Origin of the sequence: Paenibacillus sp. NPDC056722 (assembly GCF_042790635.1) — a bacterium.
Classification (GTDB): domain Bacteria; phylum Bacillota; class Bacilli; order Paenibacillales; family Paenibacillaceae; genus Paenibacillus_AQ; species Paenibacillus_AQ agri.
On record NZ_JBHTYV010000007.1, the window covers coordinates 173,725 to 189,538 of the forward strand.

General features: G+C 49.1%; 14 protein-coding genes and 1 riboswitch. Of the genes, 5 read left to right on the top strand and 9 right to left on the bottom strand.

Annotated elements, in window-relative coordinates:
• Positions 1-131 precede the first annotated feature (131 nt).
• From ACFRAM_RS18440 to ACFRAM_RS18450, 3 genes are all read left to right on the top strand, one after another.
• Complete coding sequence (locus ACFRAM_RS18440) at positions 132-1,796, top strand: sensor histidine kinase (protein ID WP_175370895.1); 1,665 nt, start codon at positions 132-134, stop codon at positions 1,794-1,796.
• On the top strand, positions 1,793-2,524 hold the full coding sequence (locus ACFRAM_RS18445; RefSeq protein WP_175370894.1) for a LytR/AlgR family response regulator transcription factor: 732 nt from the start codon (positions 1,793-1,795) through the stop codon (positions 2,522-2,524). The genes ACFRAM_RS18440 and ACFRAM_RS18445 overlap by 4 nt, the downstream gene beginning before the upstream one ends.
• 124 nt (positions 2,525-2,648) lie before the next feature.
• Complete coding sequence (locus ACFRAM_RS18450; RefSeq protein ID WP_379467102.1) at positions 2,649-3,962, top strand: L-lactate MFS transporter; 1,314 nt, start codon at positions 2,649-2,651, stop codon at positions 3,960-3,962.
• A gap of 1,039 nt (positions 3,963-5,001) precedes the next feature.
• Here ACFRAM_RS18450 and ACFRAM_RS18455 read toward each other — a convergent pair.
• A complete protein-coding gene (locus ACFRAM_RS18455; RefSeq protein ID WP_379467103.1) occupies positions 5,002-5,355 on the bottom strand; it encodes a MerR family transcriptional regulator in 354 nt (117 codons plus the stop codon).
• Positions 5,356-5,473: 118 nt separating this feature from the next.
• Here ACFRAM_RS18455 and ACFRAM_RS18460 point away from each other — a divergent pair, with 118 nt between their 5' ends.
• Positions 5,474-6,112 (top strand): nitroreductase family protein, encoded by a 639-nt coding sequence (locus tag ACFRAM_RS18460; protein WP_379467104.1) that lies wholly within the window; start codon positions 5,474-5,476, stop codon positions 6,110-6,112.
• A gap of 231 nt (positions 6,113-6,343) precedes the next feature.
• Here the strand turns inward: ACFRAM_RS18460 and odhB are convergent, their stop codons facing one another.
• Both odhB and ACFRAM_RS18470 read right to left on the bottom strand, forming a co-directional pair.
• Positions 6,344-7,657, bottom strand: coding sequence for a 2-oxoglutarate dehydrogenase complex dihydrolipoyllysine-residue succinyltransferase (odhB, locus tag ACFRAM_RS18465; RefSeq protein ID WP_379467105.1), 1,314 nt, complete (start codon positions 7,655-7,657; stop codon positions 6,344-6,346).
• A 52-nt stretch (positions 7,658-7,709) separates the two neighbouring features.
• Positions 7,710-10,583 (bottom strand): 2-oxoglutarate dehydrogenase E1 component, encoded by a 2,874-nt coding sequence (locus tag ACFRAM_RS18470; RefSeq protein ID WP_379467106.1) that lies wholly within the window; start codon positions 10,581-10,583, stop codon positions 7,710-7,712.
• 518 nt (positions 10,584-11,101) lie between these two features.
• A riboswitch (cyclic di-GMP riboswitch) is annotated at positions 11,102-11,186 on the top strand.
• A gap of 27 nt (positions 11,187-11,213) precedes the next feature.
• On the opposite strand from ACFRAM_RS18470, the gene ACFRAM_RS18475 reads away from it, so the two are divergent.
• A complete protein-coding gene (locus ACFRAM_RS18475; protein WP_246316984.1) occupies positions 11,214-11,366 on the top strand; it encodes an anti-repressor SinI family protein in 153 nt (50 codons plus the stop codon).
• A 107-nt stretch (positions 11,367-11,473) separates the two neighbouring features.
• On the opposite strand, the gene ACFRAM_RS18480 is transcribed toward ACFRAM_RS18475, so the two are convergent.
• The 6 genes from ACFRAM_RS18480 to ACFRAM_RS18505 all read right to left on the bottom strand — a co-directional run bounded on the left by ACFRAM_RS18480 (position 11,474) and on the right by ACFRAM_RS18505 (position 15,737).
• Positions 11,474-11,803 (bottom strand): helix-turn-helix domain-containing protein, encoded by a 330-nt coding sequence (locus ACFRAM_RS18480; RefSeq protein ID WP_217622300.1) that lies wholly within the window; start codon positions 11,801-11,803, stop codon positions 11,474-11,476.
• A 183-nt stretch (positions 11,804-11,986) separates the two neighbouring features.
• Complete coding sequence (locus ACFRAM_RS18485) at positions 11,987-12,574, bottom strand: TasA family protein (protein WP_175370887.1); 588 nt, start codon at positions 12,572-12,574, stop codon at positions 11,987-11,989.
• Positions 12,575-12,660: 86 nt separating this feature from the next.
• A complete protein-coding gene (locus tag ACFRAM_RS18490) occupies positions 12,661-13,254 on the bottom strand; it encodes a TasA family protein (RefSeq protein ID WP_066374966.1) in 594 nt (197 codons plus the stop codon).
• Between the two features lie 93 nt (positions 13,255-13,347).
• The gene (gene sipW, locus ACFRAM_RS18495; RefSeq protein WP_379467107.1) at positions 13,348-13,935 is read right to left on the bottom strand and encodes a signal peptidase I SipW; all 588 of its coding nucleotides are present in this window, start codon (positions 13,933-13,935) and stop codon (positions 13,348-13,350) included.
• 3 nt (positions 13,936-13,938) lie between these two features.
• Positions 13,939-15,180 (bottom strand): hypothetical protein, encoded by a 1,242-nt coding sequence (locus ACFRAM_RS18500; protein ID WP_379467108.1) that lies wholly within the window; start codon positions 15,178-15,180, stop codon positions 13,939-13,941.
• A gap of 338 nt (positions 15,181-15,518) precedes the next feature.
• Positions 15,519-15,737 carry a hypothetical protein gene (locus tag ACFRAM_RS18505; protein WP_379467109.1) on the bottom strand — a complete coding sequence of 73 codons (219 nt, stop codon included), beginning with the start codon at positions 15,735-15,737 and terminating at the stop codon, positions 15,519-15,521.
• Between the last annotated feature and the right edge of the window lie 77 nt (positions 15,738-15,814).

Below are 15,814 nucleotides of genomic sequence, written 5' to 3' on the forward strand. Positions count from 1 at the left end.
TAATTATTTTACTGATGATAGTCAGTCTAACTTTATAGAGAACCGAAGGATGTACAGATCCGGGCTGCAATTGGACAGCGGCGGGAACTATAACTATAATGACCGATATATTGTTCTTGGAGGCCGTGACTATGCAACACACGTTTACTATTCTGATGCAATTATTCGAAAGAGCCGCGCTTCTGCTGATGTGTCTGTTCGTACTGACCCGTCTGCCGCGGTTTAAAGAGATTTTTCAAAAAGGTGCTTACGCCCCTCAGGAACTGGCGATTGTAACGGTGGTATTCAGTCTGTTCGCTATCTTCGGTACGTACAGCGGCATTAACGTGGAAGGCTCGCTTGTAAATGTACGGATCATTGCCATCATGGCCGGAGGGATACTGTTTGGCCCCTGGGTGGGTCTGATCACCGGAGTGATCTCAGGCGTGCACCGTTTCCTGATCGATATCGGCGGGGTAACCTCGGTTCCTTGTCTCATCACAAGCGTGATCGCGGGGGTAGTGTCCGGTATTATTTATCGTCGCAGCTCTGTTGAACGGCGCTGGATCGCTGGCATTCTCGCCGGGATGGCCTGTGAGGCGCTGACAATGGTACTTATTCTAGTGATGGCGCAGCCAACCTCGCTTGGGCTGGACATCGTGTCCAAGATCGCTTTTCCGATGATTGTTGGCCAAGTCAGTGTGGGTCTGATTGTCATGCTGATCCAGAGTGTGGAAGGGGAAAAGGAGCGGATAGCCGCCAAGCAATCCAAGCTCGCACTCGATATCGCCAATAAGACGCTGCCGTATTTTCGCAACATCAATCATGAATCCCTCCATACCATCTGCCAAATCATTAAAGAGGATATCGGAGCGGACGCTGTAGCCATTACAGATACCAGATTGATCCGCGCATACGTTGGTATAGGGGAAGAGTATTATGCCGAGACCAGCGAAATTATTAGCGACGAGACCAAGCAGACGCTGTCCAGCGGGGAAATTACGATCCGAAACAATGATACTGACCATACGAACCCGCTGATCAAATCGCTGATTATTATCCCGCTTAAGGAGAAGGGTGAGGTGACGGGGGCGCTCAAAATCTACTACACCAAAGCCCATAAGATTACGTATTCCCTTCAGGCTATGGCCGTGGGACTGTCGCAGATGATTTCTACACTTATGGAAGTATCGCGTGTGGAAGGCATCAAGGAGATGGCGAACAAAGCGGAGCTGAAAGCATTACAGACGAGTATCAACCCCCATTTTCTATTCAATGCGCTGAATGCGATCATCTCCTCGATTCGGATCAACCCGGATAAAGCGCGGGAGCTGATCGTGAATCTGTCCGGGTATATGCGGTATAATCTGGAGCTGAGTGATGAATTTATTGATATTAACAAGGAGCTCCAGCAGGTTCAGCAATATGTAGAGATTGAAAAAGCGCGCTTCGGCAGCCGCCTAACGGTGCTCTATGATATCGACGATGAGGTGGAGGTGCGCATTCCTAGTCTCATTATTCAGCCGCTCGTGGAGAATGCCATTGTACACGGGATTTTGAAGGAAAAAGGGAAAGGTACTGTCACCATTTCGGTAAAAGACCAGGGCGATACGGTGCGGGTTGGGATCCGCGACACCGGGGTCGGCATTTCTGAAGAGACGATCGCGAGAGTCTACAGCGGCGATATGCCGGAGAACAAGATCGGACTTTATAATGTGCATCAGCGGGTGAAACTGATCTATGGGAACGGACTGACGATCCACCGATTGGACAAAGGAACGGATATCTATTTTGATGTTAAAAAGGAGAACCGATGAGAGCGATAATTGTAGAGGATGAGGAACTGGCAAGACAAGAGCTGGCCTTCTTGATTGAGGCACATAGTGGAATCGAAATTGTCGCTCAGTTTGAGGACGGGCTGGATGCATTAAAATACTTACAGAGCCAGGAGGCGGATGTGCTTTTTCTGGATATCAACATTCCTTCCATCGACGGGGTATTGCTCGCCCAGAATATCAGCAAGTTCTCGGTGAAGCCCTATATTGTGTTCATCACTGCATACAAAGAGCATGCTGCCGAGGCCTTCGAAATAGAGGCGTTCGATTATATTCTGAAGCCGTACAGCGAGGTGCGGATCAAAGCGATGCTGCATAAACTCGAGACGGCCCATGCCGCTCGTGGTCGGCAGGAGGAAGAAAGTGAACGTAATCCGCTCAGTGATAAGGTAAACCTATGGAAAAACGAGAAGATCATCGTGGTGGATGCGGATGACATCTATTACGCCTCGGCGCAGGAGAAGACCACCAGTGTGATGACCAAAAGCGAAGAGTACAGTATGGCGCTCAGCATCAGCGATTTTCATGCCCGGCTGCCGCAGGACCGATTTTTCCGTTGCCACCGTTCCTACCTAGTCAACCTGTCGAAGATCAAGGAGATCATCCCTTGGTTCAACAATACGTATCTGCTGCGCCTGCGTGATTTGGATTTTGAAGTGCCGGTTAGTCGCAGCAGGGTCAAGGAATTCAGGCAGATTATGCGATTGTAAGCGCATTTCATTCCTCATTTCAGTCATCTCATTCCGTATTTCTCTCAAGCGGTGTTGCTTTCGCTACAATGAAGAGGCAATAGAGGCTCTTGCAGCGATCAACGAGAGAAAGAAGGAAACGGCCATGACTACAACTACGGATAGTAAAAGCGCCAAACGATGGCTTATTGTACTAGGTACCGTCATTATGCAAATGGGTCTGGGTACGATTTATACATGGAGCTTGTTCAATGCACAACTGGTATCCAAATTCGGATGGGAGCTCAGCTCCGTCGCAATAACATTTTCCATTACCAGCTTCGCGCTGGCTTTCGCAACACTGTTCGCGGGCAAGCTGCAGGACCGGTTCGGCCTCCGCAGACTGACTGGAACCGCAGGGATCGTGCTAGGACTGGGGCTAATGCTCAGTTCACAGGCAAGTTCACTCCCGATGTTCTATCTGCTGGCAGGATTGATCGTCGGCTATGCGGACGGAACGGCTTATATCACTTCGTTATCTAACCTGATCAAATGGTTTCCAAAGAATAAAGGCTTAATCTCCGGCGTATCTGTTGGTGCTTACGGGACAGGAAGTCTGGTTTTCAAATATATAAATGGCAGTCTGATCGACTCGGTCGGTGTATCTAACACATTCCTTTACTGGGGAATGATTGTGATGGCTATGGTTGTTATTGGCTCGCTGCTGATCAGAGAAGCTGCCGCGCCAGCCTCTGTACCGGCTGTTGTGCAGTCTTCGGCGGGTGTAGTCCCAGCAGGAACGCGGTCTAGCCTGTCGGCATCTCCTGCAACCGCCTCCAGTGTTCCGGCTGGTGCCAAGGACTATACCGTTAAGGAAATGCTTCGCACCAAAGAAGCGTATCTGCTGTTCATTATCTTCTTCACCGCTTGTATGAGCGGCCTCTACCTGATAGGCATCGTTAAGGATATCGGCGTGAAGCTGGCTGGACTTGATGTGCAGACAGCAGCGAATGCGGTGGCAATGATCGCGATTTTCAATACAAGCGGACGCCTGATTCTTGGGGCATTGTCTGATAAAATGAGCCGCTTGAAGCTGGTTGGCGCATCACTCGTAGTAACCGCTGCGGCGATGCTGACGCTTAGTTTCGCCCACCTGAGCTTTGGCCTGTTCTTCGCCTGTGTGGCGGCAATTGCCTTCTGCTTCGGCGGAAACATTACGGTATTCCCGGCTATTGTCAGTGACTTCTTCGGTCTGAAGAATCACAGCAAGAACTACGGCATCGTGTATCAAGGCTTTGGAATCGGAGCTTTATCCGGATCATTTATGGCTGCTTTGCTTGGCGGGTTCAAACCCACCTTTATCGTGATTGGTCTCTTGTGTCTGCTGGCTTCAATCATTGCGATTTCCCTGAAGCCGCCAGTGCAGAAAGAAAAGACAGAGAAGGGATTGAGTCTGAAACCTTACGGGGGGACAGCTTAACCATATACAGATTGTGATGTTGGCCTAATTACAGAGACAGAGCAACAAAAGGTAACACCTAAATAGAGGATGGTTAGTTCATTATGTGGGCTAATCTCCTCTATTTTTGCTTTAAAGAAATTTTAACTATGGCTTTAAAGCTTACTGGACAGTCAAAAGTTTACCGAAAAATCGCAACCTATTTTGTGTTTAAACCAGTAACTAAATTTGTGATTATGTAAAGTGAGCTTAAGAATAGCACCTTGCTGATTGATGATATCCTTATTTTTATAGGAATTCTCCAGTCAGCTTGCCTAATTCTTAAATTTAGCTTATATAGACCAGTAACTAAATTTAGGGCTTATCGAGAGCTCATTGAGTATTTATCGAGGGCTTAACTGGAACAGAAGTGACGCGCACAATTTGGGGCTGGCACACAGGTTCAGTGAATCAGAAGATCCAATCTTTCGTTTAATCGCCCTTTCACTTGATCGCCTATGCTGCTACAGTTACCTTGCCGCCGTTTTCCCTCGGATAACGTTTCTTTTTCCAAAGTCGACTCAGTGTTTAAATAACGGCATTTTTGTACCTTATATTTAATGTTTTAGCGTGAAAAAGGGAATTAAGAGCATTTTTGTACCTTATTTTCTTACATATCCCTAAAAAGGTGATATACCCGAAGAATTAACATACAAAAATGCCCTTAATGAATCTTTCCACTTCGTTGCCGCCGAATTAAGGTACAAAAATGCTCTTATTTATGTATTCGCGAGGTTGGTTCTGCTGACGATAGACAAGCTGTTAAACAAGCTGTTAAACAAGTTGTTAAACATGCTGTTACACAAGCTTGGGGGAAAGCGCGGTCAGGTAGTGGGTTTAGCCCCCATCGATCTTCTCATACCCCCGATGGTTATGGAACCGCGCAGGTTTCCCTTCACTAAAGCTAAGCGGAAGGTTAGTTGAATAAATAACTATATAAAGCGAACTTAAGAATAACACCTTACTGATTGATGATATCCGTATATTCACAGGGCATTCTCCAAGCAGCTTATCTCTAACACTATGTTTGGAAATTTGCTTTTCCCTCCAAGACGGCATGCAAAAATTTCTTCGATTTTTTCAATCGCTTCTGGACATCTTCAATTTCTTTGATTTTTTGTTCAACAACTTGTTTCTTTAGCTCGTATGATAAATTAAGTTCTTGACTGACTAGCACACTTAATTCCTCTATAGAAAAACCTACGGATAAAAGTGCCTTCACATCTTCCAGAAATTCAACAATCTCCTCCGAATAAATACGATAATTATTAGCATCTCTTTGCAGAAATATGTCCGGAATTAGGTTTTTACGTTCATAAAATCTCAATGTTGATATGGGCAGATCTGTTAATTTTGAAACATCATTTATTTTCATAATAGGACCTCTTTTTAATTGTTGCTATAAACCTAGGTTTATAGTTCATAATACGAATATGATAACGAACGACATACAAATTGTCAAAAAAACTAACGTTATCAAGAGGAGAGAGTTTATGTTTAATAATACTCTAAATAATGATTTTGCCAGTATAGTCAAGGAAAGACGTTCTGTTCGTAATTATGACGAGAACTTTAAAATATCAAAAGAAGAGCTCAGTGAAATGATTGCGGAGGCCAGCTTGGCACCGTCCTCTGCAAATATGCAGCCTTGGCGTGTAGTGGTGGTGGATACTCCGGAAGGAAAAGAAAAACTAAGACCTCTTGTGCGCTTCAATACGTTACAAAACGATACTTCATCAGCCATGTTATTAATTTTTGGTGATACTGATAGCTATTTAAATGTCGAAGAAATTTACAATACAGCTGTGGAAGAAGGGAAGATGCCAGTAGAAGTACGAGATAGTCAGGTCAACACCATCCTGTCAATGTATCCAACGTTACCAAAAGAAGTGAAAATTGAAGTAGCAAAAATCGATAGCAGCCTTTTCGCCATGCAGTTAATGTTGGTAGCTCGTGCGCATGGGTATGATACGAATCCAATGGCAGGCTTTGAAGTGGATCAAGTAGCCAAAGCATTTGATTTAGATGAAGAACGTTATGCTCCAGTAATGATTATCTCCATTGGAAAAGCCAAAGAAGCAGGATATGAAACCGTGCGGTTAAGTTCTGACAAGATCACATTTTGGAGATAAACACTTGTATTAATGAGAGGCGATAGTTCAATAAAAAATAGCGGTAGTCCAGGACTTTATTTTCTCGTCCATGACTGCTGCATTTACTTTCATTGGGAAGGTGAAGGTACAGAAGCCAAGCAGGAACGATAAATATCGCGGCAAAAAAAGGAGGTCCCTTGGAGCCAGGCTCTGGGGATCTCCTTTTTGATTGATAGGTTAACGGCACATTGTAAAGTTGGATGAGGGCACTTAGCCTTCTAACAACAGCGCTTCCGGATCTTCCAGCAGTTCCTTGACTTTAACCAGGAAGCTTACGGCTTCGGAGCCGTCGACGATCCGGTGGTCATAGGACAGTGCAATATACATCATTGGCCGATTGACGGTAGTCTCTTCGTCCAGTGCGATCGGGCGCAGCTGGATCTTGTGCATACCCAGGATACCTACCTGTGGGGTGTTAAGAATCGGCGTAGATAGCAGTGAGCCGAACACTCCGCCGTTAGTAATCGTGAATGTGCCGCCTTGCAGCTCAGCTAGGCTCAGCGTGTTGGCCCGCGCTTTAGCGGCCAGTGCACCAATTTCCCGCTCGATCTGCGGGAAGCTCAACCGGTCTGCATCGCGGACGACCGGTACGACCAGGCCTTCCTTGGCAGCGACGGCAATGCCGATGTCATAGTATTTCTTCAGCAACAGATCCTCGCCGTCGATCTCGGCGTTGAGCATCGGATAGGCTTTTAAGGCGCCGATCACGGCCTTGGTGAAGAAGGACATGAAGCCTAGTCCAACATCATGCTTCTCTTTGAAGTTATCCTTGCGGCGCTTGCGGATATCCAGAATCGCCGTCATGTCCACCTCGTTGAAGGTGGTCAGCATCGCCGCCGTCTGCTGCGCTTCCACCAGACGGCTGGCAATCGTCAGCCGTCTGCGCGACATGCGCTTGCGCTCCGTCGCTTTGCCGTCCTCCGGGTGCGGCGCTTTGCCCAGCGCCGCAAGCGGCTTCGCCGCCTCCGGCTTGCCTTGCGGCGCCGGAGCGGCTGGCGCAGCAGCACCCGCTGCGCCGTGGTCCTTCACATCGGCCTGGCCAATCCGGCCGATCGGGTCACGGGCGCTAACATCGCCGAGGGCGATGCCGCGCTCCCGTGCCAGCTTGCGCGCGCCCGGCGTAGCCAGGGCCGCGGAGCTGTCGCCCGCGCCCGTAGCTGCGGGCACGGCACTTGCAGCGGGCGCGGAAGCTTCCGCTGCTGCTTGAGGCGCGGCGGCGTTGCTGCCGCCTGCCGCTTCCGGTGCGGCCGCGGGCTTGCTGCCCTCGGCCGCTTTCGGCGTGCCGGCTGCTGCCGCGCCGATGATGCCGATGGCTTCGCCAACGGCTACGTTCTCGCCGGCTTGCCGCAGGATGGAGGAGATGACACCGTCCTCCTCCGCACTAATCTCAAGATTGACTTTGTCTGTCTCCAGCTCTGCCAGCACATCCCCCTGGCCGACAGTATCGCCCTCTTTAACCAGCCATTTGTAGATCGTTCCTTCAGAAATGGATTCGCCAAGATCGGGTACTTTAATTTCAGACACAGGCCGCTACCTCCCCAAACTTTATAGTTTACGCTATAGTGACACCGTCCTCTTAGGAGGACGGTACAGCCGTTTGTACTTGCGAATTCAATTTCAGGGCTTCCGTAACAATTCTACGTTGCTCGTAGGTGTGAACATCTGCATAGCCGCTTGCCGGGCTGGAACGCTCCGGACGGCCGATATATTTGACCTTGGTATTCTCGGGAGCGATGGCCCGCAGACGCGGCTCAGTGAAGCTCCAGGAGCCCATGTTCTTCGGTTCTTCCTGTACCCAGACGATTTCTTCCAGGGAGCGGAAGGTGCTCAGGTAAGCGGCCAGTTCCTGCTCTGGGAACGGGTAGAGCTGCTCCAGCCGCAGGATGTGCAGCCAGGACCATTCCTTGCCCTTCGCAGTCGCAGCTTCCAGCTCGGCTTGCAGGTCAATGGCGACCTTGCCGCTGCAAACCACGAGACGTTTCACTTCAGCCGGGTTCTGGCCAAGCAGCGGCTCAGGCAGCACGGCCTGGAACTGTCCTGAGGCCAGTTCGGTTCCCGCAGAAGTGCTGCGCGGGTTGCGGATCAGGCTCTTCGGCGCCATGATAACGAGCGGCCGGGCTTCTGACTTGCCGCACAGAGAAGCTTGGCGGCGCAGCAGGTGGAAATACTGGGATGCTGAAGTCAGATTCGCCACGGTCCAATTCTCTTCCGCAGACAGCTGCAGGTAGCGTTCCAGCCTGCCGCTGGAATGCTCCGGTCCCTGGCCTTCGTAGCCGTGCGGCAGTAGCATAACAAGATTGCTGCGCTGCGTCCATTTCGCCCGTCCAGCCGAGATGAACTGGTCAATGATGACCTGACCGGCATTGGCGAAGTCACCGTATTGGGCTTCCCAGATTACAAAAGTCTCAGGCGCAAATACGTTGTACCCGTACTCGAAGCCAAGCACCGAAGCTTCCGACAACGGACTGTTGTACACACCGAAGGAAGCTTTAGCATCGCTTATTTGATGCAGCGGAGAGAACAATTCTCCGGTCTCGCTGTCATGCAGGACGAGGTGGCGGTGCGCGAAGGTACCGCGCTGTGCATCCTGGCCGCTCAAGCGGATCGGAGTTCCGTCTCTGATTATGGAAGCGAAGGCCAGGCTTTCTGCCAGTGCCCAGTCTACCTTCTCACCGTCGTTCAGTGCGTCTTTGCGGCGCTGCAGAATGCGCTGCAGCTTCGGATAGACGGTGAAGCCGTCAGGGACGCTAAGTAGCTCACGGTTGATTTGTTGGAGCGCACCCAGAGAGACAGCAGTCGATTTGCTAGGGCTGTCCTCCGTCTTCACGGGTACGGAAGTCTTGCTGTCCGCGCTCTTATGTTTGCCTTCTTTCATATTATCATAAGCCTGCTGCAAAATGCTCTCTGCATCAGCGTTCATTTGCTTCACATCTTCATCTGTAACGACCTTCTCCTGACGGAGGCGTTCGGCATAGATTCTGTGAACCGTCGGGTGATTGCGGACCTTGCCGTAGACGATTGGCTGGGTTGTTTCCGGATCATCCATCTCATTGTGACCGTGGCGGCGGTAGCCGATCAGATCAATGACAAAATCCTTCTTGTACTTATTGCGGTAGGCGCTGGCCAAACGAACAGCCGCTACACAGGCTTCCGGATCATCAGCATTGACATGGACGATAGGGATTTCATAGCCTTTGGCCAAGTCACTGGCATAATGCGTCGACCGGGAGTCCTCGCTTTCGGTGGTGAAGCCGATGCGGTTGTTGACGATAATATGAATCGTACCGCCATTCGTATACCCGTCCAGCTTGCCGATGTTCAGTGTCTCAGCCACGATACCTTCACCTGGGAAGGCCGCATCTCCGTGCATCAGCACAGCTATCGCCTTGTTCGTGTCGAGCTTCGGCAGGCCTGTTGTGCCCCGCTCCTCCTGAGCTGCACGAGCGAATCCTTCAACGACAGGATTAACAAACTCCAGGTGGCTCGGATTGTTCGCCAGTGTCAGCCTAGTGCGGACGGTTTCGCCCTCACGTACAGCGCGGTCAGCACCCAAGTGATACTTCACGTCCCCGGTCCAGCCGTAGTTAATGCCCATGGATCCTTCCGAAGGGAATAGCTCCTTGTTCGGTGAATGATGGAACTCAGAGAAAATGATGTCGTAAGGTTTGCCAAGGATATGAGCCAGTACATTAAGACGTCCACGGTGGGCCATGCCCATCAGGATATGCTCAGCACCTTCATGTGCGGCTGCGCGTACGATTTCGTCCAGCATTGGCACCAGGGCATCGTTGCCCTCGAGGCTGAAACGCTTTTGGCCTACGAAAGTCTTGTGCAGGAACGTCTCAAACTGCTCCACTTGAATCAACCGACTCAGCAATTCCTTGCGTTCAGCGGTATTCAGTGGCGCAGGTGAGTTAACGGATTCTGCCTGGCTGTTCAACCAGCGAAGTTCCTGTTCATCATGCACATGACCAAATTCGTAGGCGATAGTTTGTGTATAGGCTTGGCGCATCCGGTGAACGGCGTCCCAAGCGGTTTGAATATTATCCGGGACATTCTCCCAAATCAGCGAAGCAGGGAGGGCCATGAGATCCTCACGCGTCAGTTCATATGTTTCGTGATTCAGCCATTTTATCATAGGGTTGTGATCCCGCTCCAGCGGGTCAATATTGGCGGCCAAATGGCCATATATACGAATGTTAGCGATCAGCTTGGAGGCTTTGACAGCCTTACGAAGCCAAACGGCATCTCCCGAAACGATCGGCTGCGGAGCTGGTTCGGCATCCGGCGCCAGGGGAGGCGGGCCATAAACAGTAAAGAGTTCACGGTAATTATTTTCAACTGAGGAGGGGTCTTTCACAAACTGCTCATACTTCTCTTGAATGTAGCCCAGATTGGGACCGTAATATTTGCTCCAAACAGATTCATTGTAGGGCTCTTTGGCTGCCATGAATACATCCTCCTAACGGATGAACTCCAAACGCAGGGCGCTGGTATGGGCCTTGTTCGGAGCTGTGATGGTTGCGTTTTCATTTCCTTTCTATTGTGCTACTTTCGGTGATCTTAATCAATTCATACTTTCGTCCAATCCAATCGCAAAACGGTATGGTTCACCCTGGTTATTGATGCCATAGCGCCATAAGTAGATTACCCCAAGAGGACGGAACTATTAAAATGATTCAATAGACCCTGATTTGACAGGAAAAGCTGTTTAGAGGATTTGAAGTTTGGTTAATAACTTTATATAGTTCGTTTGAATTAGTAGAATTATTCATAAATTAAAAATTTTACATCTCATACAGATGGTTTCAAGTTGGACAGGTATTAGTCAAAAAGAGCTAAACTTTTTACATTTGTCTCCTTAGAAGTTTCCAGAAAACGACACACTTTTCCGATTATTTCTTGTATAATGTTATTGCAGCAAGGTTTTTAATAATAATTTCTAGCCAGATCCTTTCATGTGAAGGATCCAGTAAAGGGTAAACCTGTTGAAAGACAGGGGCACAAAGTCTCGGGTCTAAGGTAGAAATACTAAGACGGCCGGACTGCCTGGGGACGCGAAATCTTAGGAGGAGATTTTTTGGATAAGTCCAACCAGGGGAACAACGGAGAACTGCAGACAGTCGATCTGGATTTAGAATGGGTATATTTGCTGCTGAGTGCCAAGAAGGCGGGCATCAAGGCGGAGGAGATTCGCCGTTTCTTTAATGAGAAGGCGTTGAAGGCTATTTAGCAGCTTGAATCATAACAGGATACATATAGAGAAGGGCACAGCATATGCTGTGCCCTTCTCTATATGATGGGGTGCCCGAGGTGTTGAAGCGCTCAGGGCTGAAATTATTAATCCTTTTGTTCAAGACGCCATTTTTGATAATCCAGAAATTCCTTGAACTCCCGCTTGCTGATGCCGGAGCTCATTGCCTCTTGCACGAGCCGGAACCATTCCGAATCCAGCGGCGTCTCTTCAGTGTCGGAGAGATCTCCATATAGCAACACGTGAATAGATACTTGGAGCGCATCGGCAATTTTTTCAATGAATTGGATAGAGGGGTTGGATTGGATATTTCTCTCAACATTACTCAGGTACGACTTGGCTACATCCGCCTTGTCCGCAAGCTCGGATAAGGATAAGCCCTTCTCTACCCGGAGTTCATGGATGCGCCCTCCCATATTATCAGGCACGATGACAACGCCCCTCCGTACTTTTTGTATAAGTATAACAAATTTCCTGGAAACGGACAAAGATACATTGCTGTTCAGAGGAGAAAGAGGGAGGGGACTGGTGCAAAAAACCGGCATGTCCCAGCCCGGTTAAAGGTCTAAGAGATGCCGGTAGTTTTTAGAAGAACAGGCTTATTTAAATTCGCCAGCGCCTTGCTTAGCATTGAAGGTCAAGGTTACGGCTACGCTGTCTCCTTGGAAGATGTTTTGATCCTGGCCGTTTTCAACGAACTCAAAGGCTAGCTTGAGCGTCTTAGATTGGGCAGCGGAGATGCCTCCTGGGAAGGCGTTAGCTACCAGATCATAGCCTGGATTGTTCTGCAAATCTTTGAGTGTTGCTTCGCCAACGACATGGCCAGTAATCGGGCCGCTAGTATAGCTGCTATCAAGCAGTTTTACTTTAAAGTGTGCGCCCAGATCCTCTGAGCCATTATTAGTGTTAGCATCCGTAACATTATACGTTGTAGCCAGCTTCAATTCCTTAATGTCGAGCGTGCCGTTGTTCTGTAGAGTGAAGCTGCGGACAGCGATGTCGCCTGGCTTCAGATTGCTCAGGTTTACGTTTTGCTCAGGATTAGTATTCAGGTCCAGCGTGCCAGCGGCGAAAGTTGCTGTGCTTTCTGCTGTATCGCTGAAGTAAGCGAAGGTACCTCCCCCGATTAAAGACAATCCCAAAGCCGCTGATGCCACACCAAGACCCAATGTTTTTTTGATACCCATGATTAAATTCCTCCTCTTATATGGTTAATAAAATGGTAGAAGAAATAATGGTAGAAGAAATAGCTGCTGAATTTAGACCGGACGGCTTACTTATATTCGCCAGCACCTTGTTTAGCTTCGAAGGTCCAATTCAATTTCAGGCTGTCGCCCTGGTAGTAGTTCTGCGGCTGGAAGTTGTCGACAAAGGCAAACTGAACGGACAGCTTATCTAGAGTTCCTGCTTTGATCCCTGATTTTTCGCCGAACACTGAACCAAGAATGCCTGCTTTTACAAGGTCTGGTGACAGACTTTCCAGTTCAGACAATTTTTTAACCAGGACCGGAGAAGATATCTTGTCTTTATTAACTAGGAAGGTAACTACAATGTCATCTTTCAAGTTATGAGTTCCATTGTCATTGTTCACGTCTATAACCTGAGCTGCCGTCTTCAGCAGTACTTGGGAAATATCAAGTGAGCCGCTATTCTTCAGCTGGAAATCTCTGGTGATAATATCACCTGGTTTGAGATTGTTGAGATCCACGATCACAGAGGGATCAGAATCCAAGCTCAATGTTCCGTTGTTAAAAGAAGCTGTACTCTGCGCGGTATCGCTGAAATATGCGAAGGTACCTCCGCCGACCAAAGTCAATCCAAGCGCTGCTGAGACAACGCCCAGCCCCAGTGTTTTTTTAATATTCATTGATTCATCCCTCTCTCAATCTTTTTTTTGTTTCTGACTTTACGTCATGTATATTGTTGCTCCACGTTTCGTAAACGGGAGATTACAATCCTATTAATGTAAGGTATCTGGCAGCGGCTCAGCAGCGGCAGATGAATTATTCTTCTTCTCCAGAGCGCTGATGGCTTTCCAGGTACTGTACAGCGCGTACATCAGGAGCAGAATTCCTGGCACGATCATTAGCAGCACGCTGCCCGCCTTAGAAACTGCGAAGTTCATGGCATAACCAACATAAGGAACGGTAAAGCCGGTATACTCTCCGATCACATTGGTCGAGCTGACCGGGGACATGTCAGCGGCGTTATTGTTGTCGCCTTTGGTTGTATAGCTGGCCTCGCCGATGGCACTGTTCATGCTGACATCCACGATACGGTGGGTGATCAGAATGTTTTCTGGATTCATGAAGGTGATGACATCGCCTTTCTGGAAGCGGGTCATGTCACCACCGGGTTTGAGCGCAATGATGGAGCCAGTATGGATCCCGGGTTCCATGGAACCCGATAGAACCGTCTTGATTTGGTAACCGAAGAAGGCAGGCTCGCCGCCGGAGGCTTTGGAGACTACAACTGCTACGACTACCACCAGGAACACGATAAGCATCAGGGTGGTTATCGTGTTGCCAATGATTTTTTTGATAAGCATTTCTTAATCGCCGCCTTTAATGGAATCTGGTTCTGGAGAAGCAGAGGGTGCTGGAGTTGCCGCAGGGGTCGGGCTCGTTACAGGCAGAGTTGTTGCCGAAGGTGACGGCTCTGCAGACGGCTGTGCGCTTGGCGTTTCCCCCGGTGTGGTGACAGGGGCTGGCTCTCCGTCCAGAGAATCTACAGGCTTGGCGGGCTCAGCAGTGACAGTTGGCACTGGAGAGGCCGATGCCACTGGTTCGTCTGTCCCGTTGTTCGTGCCATCAGGATCGGGGGCCCCGGCCGGAGGCGTTTCCGGCTTAGGTGCATCCTTATCCGGCTTGCCTGCTTTTTCCTTGGCTTTCTCGGCAGCTTCTTCCTGCTGCTTCTTCTCCTGTGCTTGGCGTTCTTCTTCCTCCTTGCGGGCCTGCTCCAGCAGTTTGGCTTTTGCCTCGGTGATCTGGTTCTGCTGACCCTTCAGGTTGTCAATCTCACTGGCAAGAGAACGCTTAGCCTCGTTCATCTCTGTATTCATCTGTTCATAGGCAGACCGTAATTCCGTTGAGACTTCCGCTTGGGGAACATAGGCTCTGGCCATGAACGTCAGGATGGGCTCTTGTGTCAGGAAAGCTGGAAGGCTTGGTTCCAGCAGGGCTGAAACAGGACTTTCCGGAGGAAGTGAACCACCGATCTCATGAATCGAGACGAGATAATTCAGAATTCCGTTCAAGGTAGTCACAAGAGATTCGGACAGCACGCTGCTTTGACTAAGGCTATTTTGGAACTCCTCGAAGAATTGGGCATCGCGGATTTCCAGACAGTTGGGTTCGAAGTTGACCATATACCCTCCGATCTGGGACAGAATTCGGGCTGTGCTTGCAACCTCCTGCATAATCTCCAGCCAGACCCCTGCATTGAAGCTAAGCTGACCCTCCAGTGCACCGATCTCACCGGAAGCCGAAGCAATCTGCTGTGAAGTCTCCTGCGCGGCATGGTCCAGCTCTTCCAGCGACAAGCCTTCGACCGCCGCCGATCCTCCCAAAGCTAGTGTGACGGAGTGGGTGCTAAGCGAAGCGGTGAGCTCGTTAATCCGTTTAATGTGACCGCCTAGTTCCTGCAGTAGTTTCTCAATCTGGCCGGGGAATACTTTGCACAGCTCTATTGTGGTATTCTGCTGCTTCGAAGTGTTGAAATCACCATAAGTGCTGCCGATCTGATTGGACGTATAGAGGAAAAGAACCGATATGGCCATGCCGGATTGCAGCATTCGCAGACCGATACGCTTACTTTTTCTTTTTCGTTGGCGAGCTGATCTAGGATACAGAGGAATACCTCCTCTCATGTCTTACCGGGATACCGGTTCGCTATATTTGTTCTTTATTGAGAACAATGTGATAACCAAATCATACACGGGCACTAGGAAAAAGAAAACCGTTAATTTCTTTGATTTGTGCTTTATAAAGAACCGAAAGTGCTTATTATCTCATTTATCCTCTATATATCGCTTGTTCTCTAATTAAATTCGTAATAAAGAACGATATGACATGCCTAATTACGCAAAAAAATAACCGGCCACATTAAATGTGTGCCGGTTCTCTAATTGGGTCAAAAACCTGTGTGGTATTTCTCCTCACTGGAAGAGCGGTGCTTGGTGTTGTCCTTGTCTTCTTTCTCTTCGTGCCTCTCCAGATTCAGGTCTTCCATCGGAATAGCGTCAACGGTTGCTTCGCTTTCGAACATTTCGAACAGGCTTTCCTGATCTGTAGGGTACTGTTCGGGATTATCAAGGCTGGTGCCTCTGAACGCTTTCTTGGGATTGCTCATAACGATTCCCTCCCTCTCCTGATAATGATGAAGCTGGTTACATCTTCGGGGTTATGACGACAGTGTGCCCGTGATCT